This window comes from uncultured Paraglaciecola sp. (genome assembly GCF_913020055.1).
Classification (GTDB): domain Bacteria; phylum Pseudomonadota; class Gammaproteobacteria; order Enterobacterales; family Alteromonadaceae; genus Paraglaciecola.
In genome coordinates this window covers 61,560-79,548 of the sequence record NZ_CAJWCF010000003.1, presented here as the reverse complement: position 1 = coordinate 79,548, position 17,989 = coordinate 61,560, and the positions used below count along the sequence as shown (strand labels likewise).

Below are 17,989 nucleotides of genomic sequence, written 5' to 3'. Positions count from 1 at the left end.
TAACTTTTGAGTTACCCTCTTACCCGTTTAATATTGGCGCCTAATCCATTTAACTTTGTCTCTATGTGTTCATACCCGCGGTCTAAATGGTAAATCCTATCGACTGTAGTTTGCCCTTCAGCAACTAGCCCAGCAATCACTAAACTTGCCGAAGCCCGCAGATCGGTTGCCATGACTTGCGCACCTTTTAAAGTAGATTTGCCATCACATACTGCGCTATTGGCTTGTAAGGATATCTCCGCGCCCATTCGTTGCAATTCAGGCACATGCATAAAACGATTTTCAAAAATATTTTCAGTGACCACACCGGTTCCATCAGCTAGACAATTAAGCGCAACAAACTGCGCTTGCATATCAGTTGGGAAGCCTGGGTGTGGAGCCGTTTTGATATCAACACTTTTAAGTTGTCTATTGGTCATGTCCAACTCAATCCAGTCATCACCAACAGTCAGTTTAGCGCCGGCTTTAGACAATTTATCTAGCACTGCCTCTAGGGTTTTAGGGGCTGCTTGTTCACAGCGAATTTTTCCGCCTGTGACCGCTGCTGCAATCAAAAACGTACCTGTTTCAATTCTGTCTGGCAATACGCGATAACGACATCCAGATAAAGATGTCACTCCCTGAATGGTAATTTTATCGCTTCCAGCATTTGAAACTTTGGCACCCATAGCGTTTAAACAATTGGCTAAATCAACAATTTCCGGCTCTCTTGCTGCATTTTCCAAAATGGTTTCGCCTTGGGCCAAACAAGCCGCCATCATAAGGTTCTCTGTCGCACCCACGCTGACCACATCCATAAATATGTTTGCCCCACGTAACTTTCCATCAACAGAAGCCCGTATATAACCACTATCGACATCAATTTTAGCGCCCATTTGTTCAAGGCCTTGCAAATGTAAATTCACGGGACGGGCACCAATAGCGCACCCTCCAGGCAAAGACACATTGGCTTGCCCAAATTTAGCTAAAAGAGGCCCCAATACTAAAATGGATGCGCGCATGGTTTTGACCAAATCGTAGGACGCATTGAAGTTATTTATATGACTCGGATCAATCACCACAGATTGACCATCTTGGCGGTATGCTTTGGCACCTAATTCACTCAGCAAAGATAAACTAGTATGTATATCTCGTAACTCAGGCACATTATCAAAATAACAAGTGGAGTCAGCTAAGATACTTGACATCAAAATAGGTAATGCAGCATTTTTAGCGCCTGAAATAGTCACACTTCCATTTAGTGGCGGGCATGCCTCGATAATTAATTTGTCCATGAATGCACTCTATTCGATGTTACTAGGATGATTTTTTTGGGGATACTATTGGGGAAGATTAAACATCTTCTCGCGTTTCCATTGGCTTTCGGTAAAGGTTTTAATGGAAACTGCGTGCATACTGCCTTCAGCAATTTTTGCCGCCAAAGGCGCATAAACGAACTGCTGTTTTTTAACTCGACTCATATCTGCAAACTGATCACTTACAGCTATGACTTGGAAATGAGAGCCATCACCATTCACATGAGCTTCGGCTAAGCCTAATGTTTCGAGCAAAAGCGCTTCAATTTGTTGATTATCCATGACAAGTCCAGATGAGTAAAAATAATCGGCTATTGTACCGATAAAAAACTATCTACGTCGCTTATTTTTGCAAGGTTTCTCAAGGTTTCTGGAATATTTTTAAGTTCTAATTGAACATTCAGTTGATGGTTATGCTTCAAAAAGTTCATCAACCAGGCTAATCCGGCCGTATCAGAATGAGTCACACCCGACATATCAAGGGTTGTGACCTGACCACTGGTGGCTTGATTGTTTAGCTGAAGAATAGCCAAGGCTTCTGATTTAGGGATAGTGTTACGGTTGAATTCACCTTGTAGCTGGAAATAATGCTTAGGTGACTCAACTACTTTCAATTTAGTCACCTAGATTCCTTTCTTTTCTGGATCAATATTAATAGGTTTATTGACCGTGTTTTTCATCATATCAATGACTTTTTGTAAGCCATCTTTTCGCAAGATAGATTCAAACTCACTTTGTTTACTGGATAGAAGACTGATGCCTTCAGCAACCATATCGTATGCTTTCCACTCATTGGTTTTTTTATTTTTACGTAACTTAAAAGCCAAGTTGATATCTGGTCTGCCGGGCTCTTTTACTACCGCTCTTACGGTCACTGTTCGTTCGTCGGTGACATCTCGAACAGGTTGAAACTCAACGTCTTGACCATTGTAGTAACCCATAGCCAAAGCATAAGTAGTGATTAAATATGAGCGAAACACACTGATATACTCTGGAATTTTCTCCCGAGGTACTTTCTTGTAATGTTTGCCTAACACTTTTAATGCAGAAAAGTTGTAATCCACGTAAGGCAACAATTCTTCTTCCATCACCTTACGTAACAGCTCTGGATCTGCTTCGATGAGTTGACGCTCTTCCTTTATTCTACTAAAAGTTTTGGTTGCCACTTCCTCTAACATTACGTAAGGATTTATCTCTTCAGCCTGGGTTAGACCAGAACAAAAAAGTAATATCCCACTTAACAGTAAAAGTGCCCATTTGTTTATCACGTTATTTTCTCCAATTAACGTCATAGCTTATCCGTCGTTGCTACTAAATAAAAATTGACCAATTAGATCTTCCAACACTAATGCTGACTTTGTGTCTTCTATGTAGTCACCCTGAGCCAAATTTTCAACACCATCAATAGCAAAACCAGGTTGAAAGCCTATGTATTGCTCTCCTAACAAACCCGAGGTAAGAATCGATACCGAACTGGTTTCTGGGAATTGATTGAATTCTGTAGAAATACTCATGGTCACTAATGGGGTAAAGTCACTATTGCTCAGCGTAATGTTATCTACTCTACCCACTGTCACCCCACCTACTTTGACCGCTGAGCGCACTTTTAAACCGCCAATGTTGTCGAATTTAGCATATAAAATATAACTATCTTCACTGCTCGCCATACTTTGATTGGCAACATTCAGTGCCAACATTAAACCTGCTGCTATCGTTAAGGCGACAAATACGCCTACCAATAATTCCGCTTTTTTGGATTTCATTGCCATTTCCTCTATTCAATTCCGAACATTAATGCGGTTAATATAAAATCTAGCCCAAGTACCGCTAACGAAGAAAACACCACTGTTTCTGTTGTTGCCTTACTTATCCCTTCAGAGGTGGGGATAGAATCGTATCCTTTAAATGTGGCGATCCAAGTAATCACAAATGCAAATACAATGCTTTTTATGATGCCGTTTACCACATCCTTATTCCAATCAACTGTGGCCTGCATAATAGACCAATAACTACCTGAATCTACGCCTAACCAATCTACACCTACTAAGTGACCACCTAATATGCCAACCGCACTAAAAATAAGTGCCAGCATTGGCATAGAAATAATACCTGCCCAAAGACGCGGTGCTATGACTCTACGCAATGGATCAACTGCCATCATTTCTAAACTACTGAGTTGTTCAGTGGCTTTCATTAGACCAATTTCAGCGGTCAGTGCCGAACCTGCTCGCCCGGCAAATAATAAAGCTGTGACTACTGGGCCCAACTCTCTTAATAAGGATAACGCGACCATCGGACCAAGGCTGCCCTCAGCACCATAGTCAACTAATATGGTGTAGCCTTGTAAAGCCATCACCATGCCAATAAATAGTCCAGATACCACTATAATAAGTAGTGACTGCACACCTACTACGTGTATTTGTTTAATCGTCAGCGGAATCATTTTTAAAGGTTGGGGTTTGGCAACAATCGCCCCAAACAACATAAAAGTAGCGCGGCCAAACATTTCTAGCCGATTAAGGGTATTCGCGCCTAAATTTATAAACCACTTCATGATGCGCTACCCAAAAAAGCCTGAGCAGTGCTATTCGCAGGATAATGAAAAGGTACAGGTCCATCTGCTTTTCCTTGCAAAAACTGTTGCACTAACGGTGAGTCACTATTTTTAATTTGTTCCGGGGTGCCACTACCTATAACCCTTTTTTCTGCCAAAATATAAATATAATCAGCAATAGTTAATACTTCATTTACATCATGGGTCACCACCACACTGGTCAACTGCAAAGCATCATTTAATGCCTTAATCAGTTTTACCAATACTCCCATTGAAATAGGATCTTGGCCGGCGAATGGTTCGTCATACATAATCAACTCAGGATCTAAGGCAATAGCTCTTGCCAGTGCAGCTCGGCGCGCCATACCTCCTGATAACTCAGCAGGCATTAAATCTGCTGCACCTCTTAAACCTACAGCCTGTAATTTCAACAAAACAATAGTATGAATAATAGATTCAGATAATTTTGTGTGTTCCCTCAACGGAAAGGCAATATTGTCGAATACGGACATGTCAGTAAATAAGGCACCACTTTGAAACAACATGCTCATTTGTCTGCGCACTTCAAATAAGCGGTTACGCCGCATGTTAGGGATAGATTCGCCCTTAAACTTAATATCACCTTTATCAGGTATCAATTGGCCACCCATCAAACGCAGCATAGTCGTTTTACCAATGCCACTGGGGCCCATAATAGCAGTAGTCTTACCTTTTTGAATCTGTAGTGAAATATCATCATAAATAATACGACCACCACGGCTAAAGGTTAGATTGCTAATTTCAATCAAATTTTCCATTTAGATAGAAACATTCCAATTTTGGTTAATCGAGCTAAGTATAAAAAACAACCCAACATTAAGGAGCCCTATTATATTAGTTTTATGTATAAAATAACAAAGACAAAAAGTAACAAGGTATATACGATTTAATACAACTATTGCTGAATATCAGCTTAACACTAACCATAAATAGTAGCTGACAGGGTCTAGCTTACTGCTTTATTCACTACCCAAAACAAATCAACTACATTATACATACTTGTTTTCATCATAGTTGGTGCATATATCAACACCGTTGGGCGTATATATGTTGTCTTTATACCCATACACTTCAAAATACTAAATTCAGCGAGAGTTTAAAGTACTTTGTTTTAAGGTGTTCAAGTTATTTTGAAGCACACATTTAGAGGCGGTATGGGTATTGACCTTTAAACCCGCAAAAATATTACGCAACTAATTTATTTTAACATTGATATGCAAAGGCTTAGCTTTTTGCGACAATTGAACGTAATTCAACTAGAAGTGAAATTTTGTGATTTTAGAAGCTTGTTTTTTCTTGATTTGGCTTATTGTATTAAGTTGGGGCGCAGATAGGTTTGTTTTTGGCGCATCAGCCTTAGCTAAGAATATTGGCGTATCGCCTATGATAATTGGTCTTACCATAGTCGCTATGGGGTCATCTGCGCCTGAAATTATGGTAGCTGCCACTGCATCACTTAATGGCAACACAGATACAGCCGTAGGTAATGCTCTTGGTTCAAACATAACGAATATTGCGTTGGTGCTTGGATTAACCGCATTACTTAAACCTCTATCCATTGCATCGGGTACTCTGAAAAAAGAAATGCCAGTGTTATTGCTAGTGAGTTTACTAGCGGTTTATTTTTTGTCTGATTTTTTATTGTTAAGGCAAGAAGGCATCATCTTGATCATTTTGTTTTTTACGGTCATAGGCGGGCTTACTTGGATATCTTTCAATATGGGGAAAGACGATCTTTTACAATCCGAAACAGAAAGTGAAATTCCTTCAGGTGTACCCACTTCAAAAGCAGTAATGTGGTTAGTAATAGGCATGATACTTCTGCCACTGAGTGCCCACTTTATGGTGGGTTCAGCTGAAATAATCGCACGATATTTTGGTTTAAGTGAATTAGTCATTGGATTAACTATTATCGCTATTGGTACAAGCTTGCCAGAGTTGGCGGCCTGTATTGCAGGAGTATTGAAAAACGAAGATGATTTAGCATTAGGTAATATAATTGGCTCTAATATTTTCAACCTGTTAGCGGTACTGGCTATGCCAGGGTTAATTGCACCTGGTGCGATAGACGAAAACGCAGCCACACGCGATAGTTATGTGATGCTTGGTCTGACTATGTTACTGGTTCTATTTAGTTTTAATTTAAAAGGAAGCAGATGTATTAACCGCATTGAAGGTTTAGGTTTAATATCTTGCTTCTTGGCCTATCAATATTTGTTATTTAGTTAATACAGCGGCACTTAGAATTACACTATGATTAAACAATCTGCTTTAAGAGTATTGGAAATTGAGCAACGAGCTATCACTCAATTGGCCCAATATATTGATGATTCTTTTGTCCAAGCATGCGAGTTAATTTTACCTTGCAAAGGTAAAGTGATTGTTTGCGGAATGGGTAAGTCAGGTCATATTGGCCACAAAATTTCGGCCACACTTGCCAGCACAGGTACGCCAGCATTTTTTATGCACCCTGCAGAAGCAAATCACGGCGATTTGGGTATGCTTACTGAACAAGACATTTTGTTAGCTATCTCAAATTCCGGCGAAACAGCCGAGCTCTTGGCTTTGATCCCTGTGGTAAAACGTATGGGTGTACCTATTATTGCCATGACTTCCAATTCTCAAAGTACCCTTGGCAAATATGCAGATATTAACCTTTGCATTAAAGTTGAACAGGAAGCGTGCTCACTGGGGCTTGCTCCTACTTCAAGCACAACAGCCACTTTGGTGATGGGGGATGCACTGGCCGTTGCATTGCTTGACGCACGTGGATTTACTTCTGAAGATTTCGCTTTATCTCACCCAGGCGGTTCATTAGGCCGAAAACTGTTGCTTAAACTAGAAGACATAATGGTCAAAAAACCGTCCTTACCTTTAGTATCAGGTCAACAAACATTACGTGAAGTTTTATTAGTGATTTCACAAAAAGCCCTAGGCATGGCTGGAGTGATTGATAATAACGGTAAATTACTAGGCATATTTACCGATGGTGATTTGCGCAGAGTGCTTGACGATAGAATTGATATCCATAAAACTCAAATCCAACAAATTATGACGCCCAATAGCATCACCGCCAAGCCCCAGATGTTAGCGGCTGAGGTACTAAAGCTGATGCAAAAACACAAAATAAGCTCGTTGTTTGTTACCGATTCCAACGGCAAACCAATTGGCGCTATCAATATGCAGATACTACTGCAAGCAGGGATTATTTAATGTCTACAATAGATACTCCCTACGGATCGATTGATGAAACAATCTTCATGAAATTAAAGAAAATAAAACTATTGGCTTGTGATGTAGACGGTGTATTTTCCGACGGCCGTATTTACATGGGTCAAGGAGGGGAAGAACTCAAAGCATTTCATACTCGAGATGGCTATGGGATCAAAGCCTTACAAAAAATTGGTGTTCAAGTTGCCGTTATCACTGGGCGTAAGTCAAATATGGTAGAGCGACGAATGACAGCCCTTGGCGTAAAACATATTATTCAAGGTTGTGAAGACAAACAACCCGCCTTACAAGCACTACAACAGACTCTATCTGTTACTATAAATGAAACCGCCACAATTGGTGATGACATGCCAGATTTAGGTATGTATCAAGTGTCGCAATGCAATGTGTGTGTACAAGATGGGCACCCTTTTTTAGCCGCACAAGCACATTATCAGACTCAGATTAAAGGTGGCTTTGGCGCGGTACGTGAATTATGTGATTTGATTCTTTTGGCTCATGGGAAGTTAGATAACATTCACGGCGCCAGTATATGAATCGCGTTACCCTATGTATTATTCTGTTATTTATTTTGGCTTTAGGTTTGAGTCTGCCTAGCTGGCTTTCCAAAGAAGAGGTTAAAGTAGATTCACAAACAGAAGAAGCATGGATCCCGAATTACCAAGCAAGTAAAATGCGCAGTACATTGTATGATAAGTTGGGCCAAATAAATCATCAGGTGTTTGCGCAAAAGATGGAGAATTTTGACCTACTTGGCTTTACCTTATTCAAACAACCCAGTTATTTATTATTTGCACAATCGTTACACCCTTGGAAAGTAGATGCTCAGGAAGGCACATTATATGAAGATCAGCGTATTCAATTTGAGACTAACGTTGAAATCACTAGCCTTGATGAACAAGGCTATGTGCAAGTAATTCGTACCAATTTTGTCGAAGTGAACTTAGCAGACAAAACCATGTATTCCGATCAGGCGGTCGAGATTGTTGGCCCCAATTATGTGATAAACAGTAATGGCTTTACCGCTAGCCTAGAAACCCAAAGATATGAGTTATTAGACCATGTTAAAACAGTTTACCAACCGTCTATACCGCGCTAGTTTACTAACTGCGTTGTTATTCTCGGCTAGTAGTCATGCTGGGAAAGATGATTTTACAAAAAAAATTGAGCTAGCTTCCCTTTATCAAAATGCTGATGGCATCGCCAAAAGAGCATCCTATCAAGGTAACGTTGTCATTCAGCAAGGTTCATTAAAAGTCAGTGCCGATGAATTAGAGATTGATGCAAGTAAAGGTGAAGGTAATGAAATTTTTATTGCCACTGGCAGTCCAGCTAAATATTCTCAACAGCAAGAAGACGGCAGTATCGTCACTGCACAGGCAGATAAGATTGAATATCACCGTCAAACTCGCTCTTTGTCTTTAGAAGGCAATGCTCAGATACAGCAAAATTCCAGTAGTGTGCAGGGCAAGTCGATCAAATTTAATATGGAACTTGAACAAATTATTGCCCAAGGTAGCGATCAAGAAAGTGGCCGGGTTATTACCACTTTCCAGCCTGTATCCAAACCTAAAGAGCCTGAAGCAGATCAACAGGAAGAACAACCTTAATGGCAATATTAAAAGCCTCACACTTAGCCAAGTCTTATAAATCGAGACAAGTAGTGCGTGATGTCAGCATTGAAGTAGAGACCGGCCAAATAGTCGGTTTATTAGGGCCAAATGGCGCAGGCAAAACCACCACATTTTATATGATTGTTGGTCTAGTACCTTTAGATAAAGGTGACATTTTTATTGACCAACAAAACCTGACGCTGCAACCGATGCATGTGCGAGCAAGGCAAGGCATAGGTTATTTACCACAAGAAGCATCGATATTCAGAAAGTTAACTGTGTATCAAAATCTAATGGCGATTTTACAAACCCGAAAAGAGTTATCCAAAGAACAACGAGAACTACAAGCCGACTCACTGTTAGACGAATTTAATATCAACCATATTCGTAATAGTTTAGGTATGAGTTTGTCTGGAGGCGAACGTAGAAGAGTAGAAATTGCCCGGGCATTAGCAGCTGATCCAGAGTTTATATTGTTAGACGAACCCTTTGCTGGAGTCGATCCTATTTCGGTTAACGACATAAAAAAAATAATTCAGCACTTGCGAGATAGAGGTCTCGGTGTATTAATTACCGATCATAATGTACGCGAAACTTTAGACGTTTGTGAAAAAGCATATATAGTTAGTCATGGCGAATTGATAGCATCTGGCACCTCAGAACAAGTTTTAAGTGATCAGCGTGTAAGAGATGTATACCTAGGTGAACAATTCAAGCTATAGTTAGATTCAAGATTAATTCAAATTATTGGGATTTCAGCAAAGCCGTCAAGCACGCGACTTCATGAGTATTTAGTATACGTATGATTGAGGTAGGACAACGTCGACAACATAGCTGTAATTTCTAGAATGAAGAGTTTAACTCGGTTTATAACAACAACAACAGATTAAACATAAGAAGTGAATGAAACCCTCTTTACAGTTAAGATTTAGCCAACAACTTACAATGACACCGCAACTGCAACAAGCGATTAAGCTTTTGCAGTTGTCTACTTTGGATTTACAAACTGAAATTCAAGAAGCCCTTGATTCTAATCCCTTGTTAGAAGTAGACGAACAAAATGATAGCGGTAACGGCGAAAAGGCACTTGAAACTAACCACAGTGCAGACAGCAAAGATAACACTATCGAGCAAAGTGAAGTCAATGCAGACAGTGTCGAAAGCGGCGATGCCCTGCAAAACAATGACATACCAGAAGATTTACCTCTAGACAGTACTTGGGATGAATACCTCAGTGCTTCATCAGCCCCAGCATCAATGAGCAGTGCTGGCTCTGCAGGCGACGACGACCAAGTATTTCAAGGCGAAACTACAGACAACATTCAAGACCATTTGCTTTGGCAAATGCGTTTAACCCATTTTAGCGATACCGATATTGCAATAGCGATGGCAATTATCGACTCTATCGATGAAGCAGGTTATTTGACAATCAGTATCGAAGAAGTACTAGCAAGTATGGATGACGAAGATATTGATTTGGATGAAGTTGCAGTAGTACTTAAGCGTATTCAGATGTTTGATCCCATTGGATCGGGCGCACGCAGTGCACAAGAATGTTTATTGATACAACTACGACAATTTGCGCCAGACACACCTTGGTTAGAAGAAGCCAAGATGCTCATTACCGATTACTGCGACCTTATTGGCAGCAAAGACTACCGTACGCTTATGCGTAAAACGCGCCTCAAAGAAGAAGAATTGCGCGAAGCCATGCGTTTGTTGCAAACTCTAAATCCTAGACCCGGCACAGCCATTGTCACAGGTGAATCTGAATACGTGATCCCAGATGTATCAGTGGCCAAAAAGAATGGTCGATGGACAGTTGAACTTAACCCAGATAGTTTGCCAAAACTCAATGTGAATCAGCAATATGCGGCGATGAGTAAAAGCGTTAAAAACACTTCAGACAGCCAATTTATTCGTTCACATTTACAAGAAGCCAAGTGGTTTATAAAAAGTGTCGAAAGTCGCAACGAAACGCTACTTAAGGTGTCCAACTGTATAGTGCAGCAGCAAATGGGATTTTTTGAACACGGTCCAGAAATGATGAGACCAATGGTGTTGAACGATGTCGCTGAAATGGTAGATATGCACGAATCCACTATTTCACGGGTCACCACCCAGAAATACATGCATACACCAAGAGGTATTTTTGAGTTGAAGTATTTCTTCTCAAGCCATGTAGCTACTGATGTTGGCGGAGAATGTTCATCAACCGCGATCAGAGCACTGATTAAAAAGTTAGTGGCAGCAGAAAAACCGAGTAAACCTTTAAGTGACAGCAAGATTGCCCAATTGTTGGCCGACCAAGGCATTATGGTGGCGCGGCGAACAATAGCAAAATACCGGGAATCATTAATGATTCCACCGTCCAACCAACGTAAGAGCCTGCTCTAGGCGAATTGAAGAAGGAAGAGGCGATATGCAAATTAACCTTACCGGTCATCATGTAGATATTACAGATTCTCTAAGAGACTACGTCGATACAAAATTTACCAAACTTGAACGACATTTTGATCATATCAACAATGTACATGTGATCTTAAAAGTGGAAAAGCTTCAACAAATAGCTGAAGCCACTTTACATCTCAGTGGAACAGAGGTGTTTGCTACATCTGAACACGCAGATATGTATGCAGCAATAGATGCTTTAATCGATAAACTTGACCGACAAGTGATTAAGCACAAGGAAAAAATTAAACGTCATTAATTACGTCAACGATTAACCAAAAATAGAATCCATAATGGAAATTAAAGATATCCTTCACCCTGACTGCGCTTTATGTGCAGTTCAGGGCACCAGTAAAAAACGAGTACTTGAACTCATCAGTCAAATAGCTAATCAATATTTAATGGATATCGATCAAGCCACTATTTTGTCTAGCCTTATATGCAGAGAAAAAATGGGCAGCACGGGTATTGGCAATGGCATTGCTCTGCCACATGGTCGCCTTAAAGATCTAGAAAATGTTATGGCTATTGTGGTTACCAGTGAACAACCAATTGACTATGACGCTATAGATAACGCGCCAGTTGATATCTTTTTTGCCATTTTGGTACCCGAAAATAAAGCATCAGAACATTTAGGTACCTTGTCAGCTATTGCCACTAAACTTAACAATAAAGACACATTGAGCAAAATGCGCAACGCTAAAACAGATCAAGAATTATTTGAGGCAATAAGCTAAATGAAACTTATCATTATTAGTGGCCGATCTGGCTCCGGTAAATCAATAGTGCTGCGCGCGCTTGAGGATCTTGGTTATTATTGCGTAGACAATATCCCAGTTAATCTTTTACCTACACTGACTCACACTGTGGTAGATGAATACGACCAAGTTGCCGTTAGTATCGATGTTCGAAACTTACCCAAGAATCCTAACGAGTTAGTAGAAATCTTAGATTACCTACCCTCCACGTGGGACATGACCATACTTTATCTTGATGCTAGCGATGACGTATTGATTAGACGTTTTAGCGAAACGAGACGTTTACATCCCTTGTCTAAACAAAACAAGTCATTGTCAGCTGCTATTCGAGCTGAAAGTGAACTACTAGCACCTATTGCTGAACGTGCCGATCTTTATTTAGATACAGACCAATTATCCGTCCACCAGCTTGCTGAACTAGTACGTGAACGTATTCTAGGTAAAAAAAGCTCTAGACTGGTCTTAGTATTCGAATCCTTTGGTTTTAAACACGGCATACCCAAAGACGCAGATTACGTATTTGACGGTCGCTTTTTACCCAATCCTCACTGGGAACCTGACCTTAAACACCTAACAGGGTTAGACGCCCCAGTGCAGATATTTTTAGGTTCACAACCTATAGTCACTAAGTTTATTTGGCAAATTCAAAATCTAATTTCGACTTGGTTACCCCATTTAGAGCGGAATAATCGCAGTTACGTAACAGTCGCTATTGGTTGTACAGGCGGCCAACATAGATCCGTTTATGTGACCGAAATTTTAGCCAAAACCTTTAGTGATTCGCACCCAGATGTACAAATTCGCCATCGCGAATTGAATCGCTAATTAAGGTGCACTGAACTTATGCCTAGCTTCGAAAGAACAGTAGTTATCGTTAATAAGTTAGGCCTGCATGCGCGGGCTGCCACCCAACTTGTTCAGTTAACCAATAAATTTGAAGCTGAAATCACCTTACATCAAGGTGATAAACAAGCCTCAGCCAATAGTGTATTGGGCTTAATGATGCTCGAGAGTCACCAAGGTAAAGAAGTAAAAGTTGTGAGTGAAGGAAAAGATGCAGAGGCTGCGTTAGAAGCTGTTGAAATATTAATCGCCACTCGTTTTAATGAGCAAGAGTAGTAACTAAACTTGAAGTAGAAATTTAGGTTTATTAAAAGCCACGACTTGCCCTAGCTATCCAGTGTTTCCGCTGTCTATCAGATCGAAATAACTATCATCAAAGAAGCCTAACCTTACGCTTCGCACAAACATATTAAAAACCGTTTAACTCATAGTAAATTTGCCTGCGTTATAGGGCGCTAGGCAGGTATTGATAGCATTGTCCGAAAAGTCTCGTAGGCTTGGTGCAATATCCTAAAATAACAAATCAACATTATTATCTTTTAGTCACTGCTCTGTATATTTCACGCTCTAAGGGTGAAATATGTACTGACCAAAACGAGAGCATAGATTAAACTAGTGAGGTAATGTTAATGGCCACAGTCTCTGCTGAATTACCAAAGGTCTACACCCCTATTTTGTTTTAACGAGTAAGTTTATCTGAACCATGCCTAGTACCTTCGAAGCCAAAAGCAGCAACAACCAACTTCATGACATAAATGAAGCATTAGGTAGTGGTCAAACAGAGCTCGCCAAAGAAATGCTGCATCAGTTGCAGCCTGGTGATCTTGCCTTGCTTTTGGAATCCAGCCGCAGCCGCAATCGCTTGGATATTTGGCAACTTATACCACCTGATCTCTACAGTGAAGTACTTGAAGAGCTTTCCGATGATGTACGTAATGGCATTATCAGAAAAATGCTACCTGAAAGGGTTGCTGATGTCCTAGAAGAGATGGACACCGATAACCTAGTTGATACCTTGCGTGGTTTACCGCAAGAGATTGCTCAAGAGCTATTGGCTGCCATGGAGGAGCAAGATCGGATACGTGCCGAACTTGGATTGTCTTACGGTGACGAAACCGCTGGTTTTATTATGAACACGGATGCCATTACGCTTCGCCCTGGCATTAATGTCGATGTGATCTTGCGATACCTGCGCCTTAAAGGGGATATGCCCGAACACACAGACACCTTATATGTGGTGGATCGCGAAGATAAACTAATGGGTGGTGTGGCACTTACTCGACTCATCACTTCCGCTGCTGACACACCAATAGAATCGTTAATTAAAGACTCAGAAGCGATTCCTGCCAATATGATGGATAACGAAGTCGCTAGTTTGTTTGAACGTTATAACTGGTTGTCTGCTCCAGTTGTTGATGAAAATAACAAATTATTGGGTCGTATTACCATTGATGATGTAGTTGACATTATTCGCGAAGACGCCGAACACTCAATGATGAGTATGGCTGGTTTAGACGATGAAGAAGATACCTTCGCCCCTGTTGTTAAAAGTACTCAGCGCCGTTCAATTTGGTTGGGTGTTAATTTACTTACTGCCTTAATGGCTGCAGCAGTAAGTGATTTATTTGAAGCCACATTAAGTCAACTAGCTGTGTTAGCCATTCTCAACACCATAGTCCCAAGTATGGGTGGCGTGGCGGGTAATCAAACCCTTACCCTAGTTATTCGTGGTATGGCTCTAGGACATGTGAGCTCGGCTAACGCAAGATGGTTAATCAGTAAAGAATTGGCCATAGGTTTTTTAAATGGCGTGATATGGTCAGTGCTAATAGCGTCGGTCATTGCCATTTGGAAACAAGATCTAATGTTAGGTGCAGTCATCGCTTTTGCAATGATGATCAATATGGTTGCCGCAGGCCTCGCCGGTGCAAGTTTGCCAATTATAATGAAAAAATTAAAAATTGACCCTGCATTGGCGGGCAGCGTAATTTTAACCACTATTACTGATGTAGTCGGTATATTTGCCTTTTTGGGCACCGCCACATGGTTATTGATCTAGATAGTAGTGACTACCTTTCAAACGATTTTATTTACCCTTGTTTCACTCTTTGCTTTTGCAGCCAACTCCGTTCTATGTCGCTTAGCGCTTAACACCGAACAAGTGCAACCAGCAGATTTCACCGCTATTAGATTATTATCTGCGGCGATCACTTTGGCATTTATAGCCACGCTCAAAAACAAAACGAACTTCAGGAAAATAACCAATTTTGGCAGTTATTCAGGTGCCTTCTATTTATTTGTATATGCTGCTGGGTTTTCTTACGCTTATGTAACTTTAGGCACGGCAACTGGCGCACTAATTTTATTCGCTTGTGTGCAATTTACTATGTTGTTCAGAGGTTGGTTAATAGGCGTTAAAATGAGAAAACAAGAACTAGTAGGCATAAGTGTGTCACTCCTTGGCTTTTTATATTTTGTTTATCCAGAGCTGGAAAAACCTAGCTTAATCGGTTGTATATTAATGAGTGCTGCAGGAGTAGCTTGGGGCATGTATAGCTTAATAGGGGTAAAGTCTAGGCAACCTCTGTTAGACACTGCAAGCAACTTTATTCGGCTATTACCAATTGTATTTATCGTTTTAGCTGGGGTCTATTTAACCACTGGGCTACAGATGAGTGCACAAGGCTGGTTTTACACTATCGGCTCTGGTGCTCTAGCCTCTGGGGTCGGCTATTCGGTGTGGTACGCGGTGTTACCACATTTAAAACCTAGCATTGCAGCAGCCAGCCAATTATCCGTTCCTATTTGGGCTGCACTAGGTGGTGTGTTGTTAATAGCAGAACCGATAGATTTTCATCTCGCAGTGTCTGCCTGCTTCATATTAGGTGGAATTTTGTTGGTGATCCTAGCGAAACAAAAAAACTGAACTCGGTATAAGCCATACCGTCCAGCTCTGGTTAACTAAACTCACCAGCCCCATCACTAGCACTGCAAATATAAATAGTTTCTTTATAACCCGTTTCAGTTTGGTAACGCTCAGCCATTAATAACTTCGCACCTTCCACCATGTCGTGTGGCATTAAAGCAACCATACAGCCACCAAAACCACCACCTGTCATACGTACACCACCTTTATCACCAAGGTATTCAGTTAATATTTTCACTGCAAAATCTATTGGCGGAACGGTGATTTCAAAATCATCACGCATGGAAACATGAGACTGGGCCATTAATTGTGATAATTGCACTACATCATTTGCTCTAAGTGCTTGTGCAGCTAAAACGGTACGTTCACTATCGGATACAACATGATGAGCACGTCGGTAAACTACCTCAGGCAGTTTATCTTTATTATTTTGCAGTTCTAGCAAACTAATATCTCGTAACGCTTTTAGCCCCAAAATACGCGCAGCTTCTTCACATTGCAGGCGACGGGTATTGTATTCGCTATCAACTAAACCACGTTTTACATTAGAGTTGATGATCATCACCGCCAAGTCTTCTGGCATAGAGATAAGCTCGGTTTCTAACGAGCGACAATCTAATAACAAAGCGTTGAGCTTTGAACCACAAGCACTGACCATTTGATCCATGATCCCGCACTGACAACCGACAAATTGATTTTCAGCTTCTTGACCGTTTAATGCCACTTCAGCTTTTGTAAGTGACAAATTGTATAAACTACGAAAAATTTCACCTATAACCACTTCCAAGGAAGCAGACGAACTTAATCCTGCTCCTTGTGGCACATTTCCAGCAATAGCCAAATTAGCACCTTTGAATACATGCCCTCTAAGTTGTAGGTGTTTCACCACACCACGAACATAGTTACTCCACAGCTGTGTGGGGTGAACTTCAATTTCGCTATCAACAGAAAACTCATCTTGTTGGTTACTGTAATCAACGGCCACCACTGAGATGGTCATATCATCTCTAGGAGTGACTGCGACTAATGTTTGGTAATCAATAGCACAAGGCAGAACAAAACCATCATTGTAGTCTGTATGTTCACCAATTAGATTTACCCTACCCGGAGCTTGAAAATGACGAGTGGGTGCGCTGCCAAATGTTTGAGTAAAAACAGAATCAAGTTCAGTTAACATACTTTGCGAGATGTTAGACGTATTGTTAGACATAAACTTAGGCTCCATTAGATTCGTTGTAATGCACATCACTCAGTGCTTGTAATCTTTGCGCGGCCTGCTCTGGCGTTAAATCCCTTTGCGGCTCTGCCATCATTTCATAACCCACCATAAATTTACGCACTGTAGCTGAGCGCAACAAAGGCGGATAAAAATGCGCATGAACTTGCCAGTGGTCAGTTGAGACTAAGTTATTCGGCGCGCCGTGCCAGCCCATTGAGTAAGGGAAAGAACATTGAAACAAATTGTCGTATCGACTTGTGAGTTTTTTAATTGCGATGGCTAAATCAGCTTTTTGGACTGCATCAACATCGGTTAATCTAGCGCATGCGAACTTAGGCATAAGCAAGGTTTCAAACGGCCACGCCGCCCAATATGGCACTACAGCGATCCAATGTTCGGTTTCAACCACTATGCGTGAACCATCAGCTGATTCTTTTTGTGCATAATCCAATAATAGTGAACTAGCATGTTTATCAAAATAAGCTTTTTGGCTTGTTTCGGCCTTAGCCACTTCATTCGGAATAAAGTCATTCGCCCAAACTTGCCCATGCGGATGTGGGTTAGAACAGCCCATAGCGGCGCCTTTATTTTCAAATACTTGCACCCACACATAATCTTTCGATAAATCAGCCACTTGTTCTTGCCATGTAGCAATCACCCCTTCTAAAGCGGGTAACGATAATTCAGGTAAGGTTTTATTGTGCTCAGGGGAAAAACAAATAACGCGGCTGGTGCCTCTGGCAGCTTGAAGTGTAAACAGATCATCATTCGACTGCTCAGACGCTGGAGTATCTTGCATTAATGCTGCGAAGTCATTAGTGAATACAAATGTGCCATCATACGTAGGATTTACTTCACCGTTAATCCGAGTATTGCCCGAACATAAATAGCATTCTGGGTCATGGGCTTGGGTATCGGCTGGCTGTGGTTTTTCAACTTGGCCTTGCCAAGGGCGTTTCGCCCTATGTGGGGAGACTAATACCCAATCACCCGTTAAGGGATTGCGACGACGGTGAGAATGATCAATCGGATCGAATTTTGACATTACTTTTACAACCTA

The 17,989-nt window shown here is 41.0% G+C and carries 22 protein-coding genes; 13 read left to right on the top strand and 9 right to left on the bottom strand.

The genetic code is table 11. From position 1 onward, the window contains the following. Positions 1 to 11: 11 nt before the first annotated feature. The 7 genes from murA to QZ488_RS01425 are packed head-to-tail and all read right to left on the bottom strand — an operon-like array spanning position 12 to position 4,646. Positions 12 to 1,274 carry a UDP-N-acetylglucosamine 1-carboxyvinyltransferase gene (murA, locus tag QZ488_RS01455; RefSeq protein ID WP_293745852.1) on the bottom strand — a complete coding sequence of 421 codons (1,263 nt, stop codon included), beginning with the start codon at positions 1,272 to 1,274 and terminating at the stop codon, positions 12 to 14. Positions 1,275 to 1,319: 45 nt separating this feature from the next. Further along, the gene (locus QZ488_RS01450; RefSeq protein WP_007622674.1) at positions 1,320 to 1,577 is read right to left on the bottom strand and encodes a BolA family protein; all 258 of its coding nucleotides are present in this window, start codon (positions 1,575 to 1,577) and stop codon (positions 1,320 to 1,322) included. Between the two features lie 29 nt (positions 1,578 to 1,606). After that, entirely contained in the window at positions 1,607 to 1,918 is a 312-nt protein-coding gene (locus QZ488_RS01445) for an STAS domain-containing protein (protein WP_293745851.1), read from the bottom strand. Beyond that, the gene (locus QZ488_RS01440; RefSeq protein WP_293745850.1) at positions 1,919 to 2,587 is read right to left on the bottom strand and encodes an ABC transporter substrate-binding protein; all 669 of its coding nucleotides are present in this window, start codon (positions 2,585 to 2,587) and stop codon (positions 1,919 to 1,921) included. Between the two features lie 3 nt (positions 2,588 to 2,590). After that, the gene (mlaD, locus tag QZ488_RS01435) at positions 2,591 to 3,058 is read right to left on the bottom strand and encodes an outer membrane lipid asymmetry maintenance protein MlaD (RefSeq protein WP_293745849.1); all 468 of its coding nucleotides are present in this window, start codon (positions 3,056 to 3,058) and stop codon (positions 2,591 to 2,593) included. An 11-nt stretch (positions 3,059 to 3,069) separates the two neighbouring features. Continuing rightward, positions 3,070 to 3,849: a lipid asymmetry maintenance ABC transporter permease subunit MlaE gene (mlaE, locus tag QZ488_RS01430; RefSeq protein WP_293745848.1), complete on the bottom strand. Its 780-nt coding sequence runs from the start codon at positions 3,847 to 3,849 to the stop codon at positions 3,070 to 3,072. After that, on the bottom strand, positions 3,846 to 4,646 hold the full coding sequence (locus QZ488_RS01425) for an ATP-binding cassette domain-containing protein (protein ID WP_293745847.1): 801 nt from the start codon (positions 4,644 to 4,646) through the stop codon (positions 3,846 to 3,848). Before QZ488_RS01425 ends, mlaE begins: the two co-directional genes overlap by 4 nt. Positions 4,647 to 5,160: 514 nt before the next feature. Between QZ488_RS01425 and QZ488_RS01420 the strand changes: the two genes are divergently transcribed. From QZ488_RS01420 to QZ488_RS01360, 13 genes are all read left to right on the top strand, one after another. Further along, positions 5,161 to 6,117: a calcium/sodium antiporter gene (locus QZ488_RS01420; RefSeq protein ID WP_293745846.1), complete on the top strand. Its 957-nt coding sequence runs from the start codon at positions 5,161 to 5,163 to the stop codon at positions 6,115 to 6,117. A gap of 24 nt (positions 6,118 to 6,141) precedes the next feature. Next, positions 6,142 to 7,101: a KpsF/GutQ family sugar-phosphate isomerase gene (locus tag QZ488_RS01415; protein ID WP_293745845.1), complete on the top strand. Its 960-nt coding sequence runs from the start codon at positions 6,142 to 6,144 to the stop codon at positions 7,099 to 7,101. After that, positions 7,101 to 7,655, top strand: a complete 555-nt coding sequence (gene kdsC, locus QZ488_RS01410; RefSeq protein WP_293745844.1) for a 3-deoxy-manno-octulosonate-8-phosphatase KdsC — start codon at positions 7,101 to 7,103, stop codon at positions 7,653 to 7,655. The genes QZ488_RS01415 and kdsC overlap by 1 nt, the downstream gene beginning before the upstream one ends. Beyond that, positions 7,652 to 8,218 (top strand): LPS export ABC transporter periplasmic protein LptC, encoded by a 567-nt coding sequence (gene lptC / locus QZ488_RS01405; protein WP_293745843.1) that lies wholly within the window; start codon positions 7,652 to 7,654, stop codon positions 8,216 to 8,218. The genes kdsC and lptC overlap by 4 nt, the downstream gene beginning before the upstream one ends. Continuing rightward, positions 8,181 to 8,729, top strand: coding sequence for a lipopolysaccharide transport periplasmic protein LptA (gene lptA / locus QZ488_RS01400; RefSeq protein ID WP_293745842.1), 549 nt, complete (start codon positions 8,181 to 8,183; stop codon positions 8,727 to 8,729). Before lptC ends, lptA begins: the two co-directional genes overlap by 38 nt. Beyond that, positions 8,729 to 9,454 (top strand): LPS export ABC transporter ATP-binding protein, encoded by a 726-nt coding sequence (lptB, locus tag QZ488_RS01395; RefSeq protein ID WP_293745841.1) that lies wholly within the window; start codon positions 8,729 to 8,731, stop codon positions 9,452 to 9,454. The genes lptA and lptB overlap by 1 nt, the downstream gene beginning before the upstream one ends. A gap of 181 nt (positions 9,455 to 9,635) precedes the next feature. Further along, entirely contained in the window at positions 9,636 to 11,129 is a 1,494-nt protein-coding gene (locus tag QZ488_RS01390) for an RNA polymerase factor sigma-54 (RefSeq protein WP_293745840.1), read from the top strand. A gap of 25 nt (positions 11,130 to 11,154) precedes the next feature. Then, positions 11,155 to 11,442, top strand: a complete 288-nt coding sequence (gene hpf, locus QZ488_RS01385; RefSeq protein WP_293745839.1) for a ribosome hibernation promoting factor — start codon at positions 11,155 to 11,157, stop codon at positions 11,440 to 11,442. Between the two features lie 34 nt (positions 11,443 to 11,476). After that, positions 11,477 to 11,920: a PTS IIA-like nitrogen regulatory protein PtsN gene (gene ptsN, locus QZ488_RS01380; protein WP_293745838.1), complete on the top strand. Its 444-nt coding sequence runs from the start codon at positions 11,477 to 11,479 to the stop codon at positions 11,918 to 11,920. Then, the gene (rapZ, locus tag QZ488_RS01375; protein WP_293745837.1) at positions 11,921 to 12,766 is read left to right on the top strand and encodes an RNase adapter RapZ; all 846 of its coding nucleotides are present in this window, start codon (positions 11,921 to 11,923) and stop codon (positions 12,764 to 12,766) included. A gap of 18 nt (positions 12,767 to 12,784) precedes the next feature. Then, positions 12,785 to 13,060 (top strand): HPr family phosphocarrier protein, encoded by a 276-nt coding sequence (locus QZ488_RS01370; RefSeq protein ID WP_293745836.1) that lies wholly within the window; start codon positions 12,785 to 12,787, stop codon positions 13,058 to 13,060. A gap of 427 nt (positions 13,061 to 13,487) precedes the next feature. Then, positions 13,488 to 14,843 carry a magnesium transporter gene (gene mgtE / locus QZ488_RS01365; RefSeq protein ID WP_293745835.1) on the top strand — a complete coding sequence of 452 codons (1,356 nt, stop codon included), beginning with the start codon at positions 13,488 to 13,490 and terminating at the stop codon, positions 14,841 to 14,843. A gap of 6 nt (positions 14,844 to 14,849) precedes the next feature. After that, the gene (locus QZ488_RS01360) at positions 14,850 to 15,710 is read left to right on the top strand and encodes a DMT family transporter (RefSeq protein WP_293745834.1); all 861 of its coding nucleotides are present in this window, start codon (positions 14,850 to 14,852) and stop codon (positions 15,708 to 15,710) included. A gap of 31 nt (positions 15,711 to 15,741) precedes the next feature. Here QZ488_RS01360 and galK read toward each other — a convergent pair whose 3' ends face one another. Together galK and QZ488_RS01350 are read right to left on the bottom strand one after the other, a co-directional pair. Then, positions 15,742 to 16,920: a galactokinase gene (gene galK, locus QZ488_RS01355; protein ID WP_293745833.1), complete on the bottom strand. Its 1,179-nt coding sequence runs from the start codon at positions 16,918 to 16,920 to the stop codon at positions 15,742 to 15,744. 4 nt (positions 16,921 to 16,924) lie between these two features. Then, positions 16,925 to 17,974, bottom strand: coding sequence for a UDP-glucose--hexose-1-phosphate uridylyltransferase (locus tag QZ488_RS01350; RefSeq protein WP_293745832.1), 1,050 nt, complete (start codon positions 17,972 to 17,974; stop codon positions 16,925 to 16,927). Positions 17,975 to 17,989 lie beyond the last annotated feature (15 nt).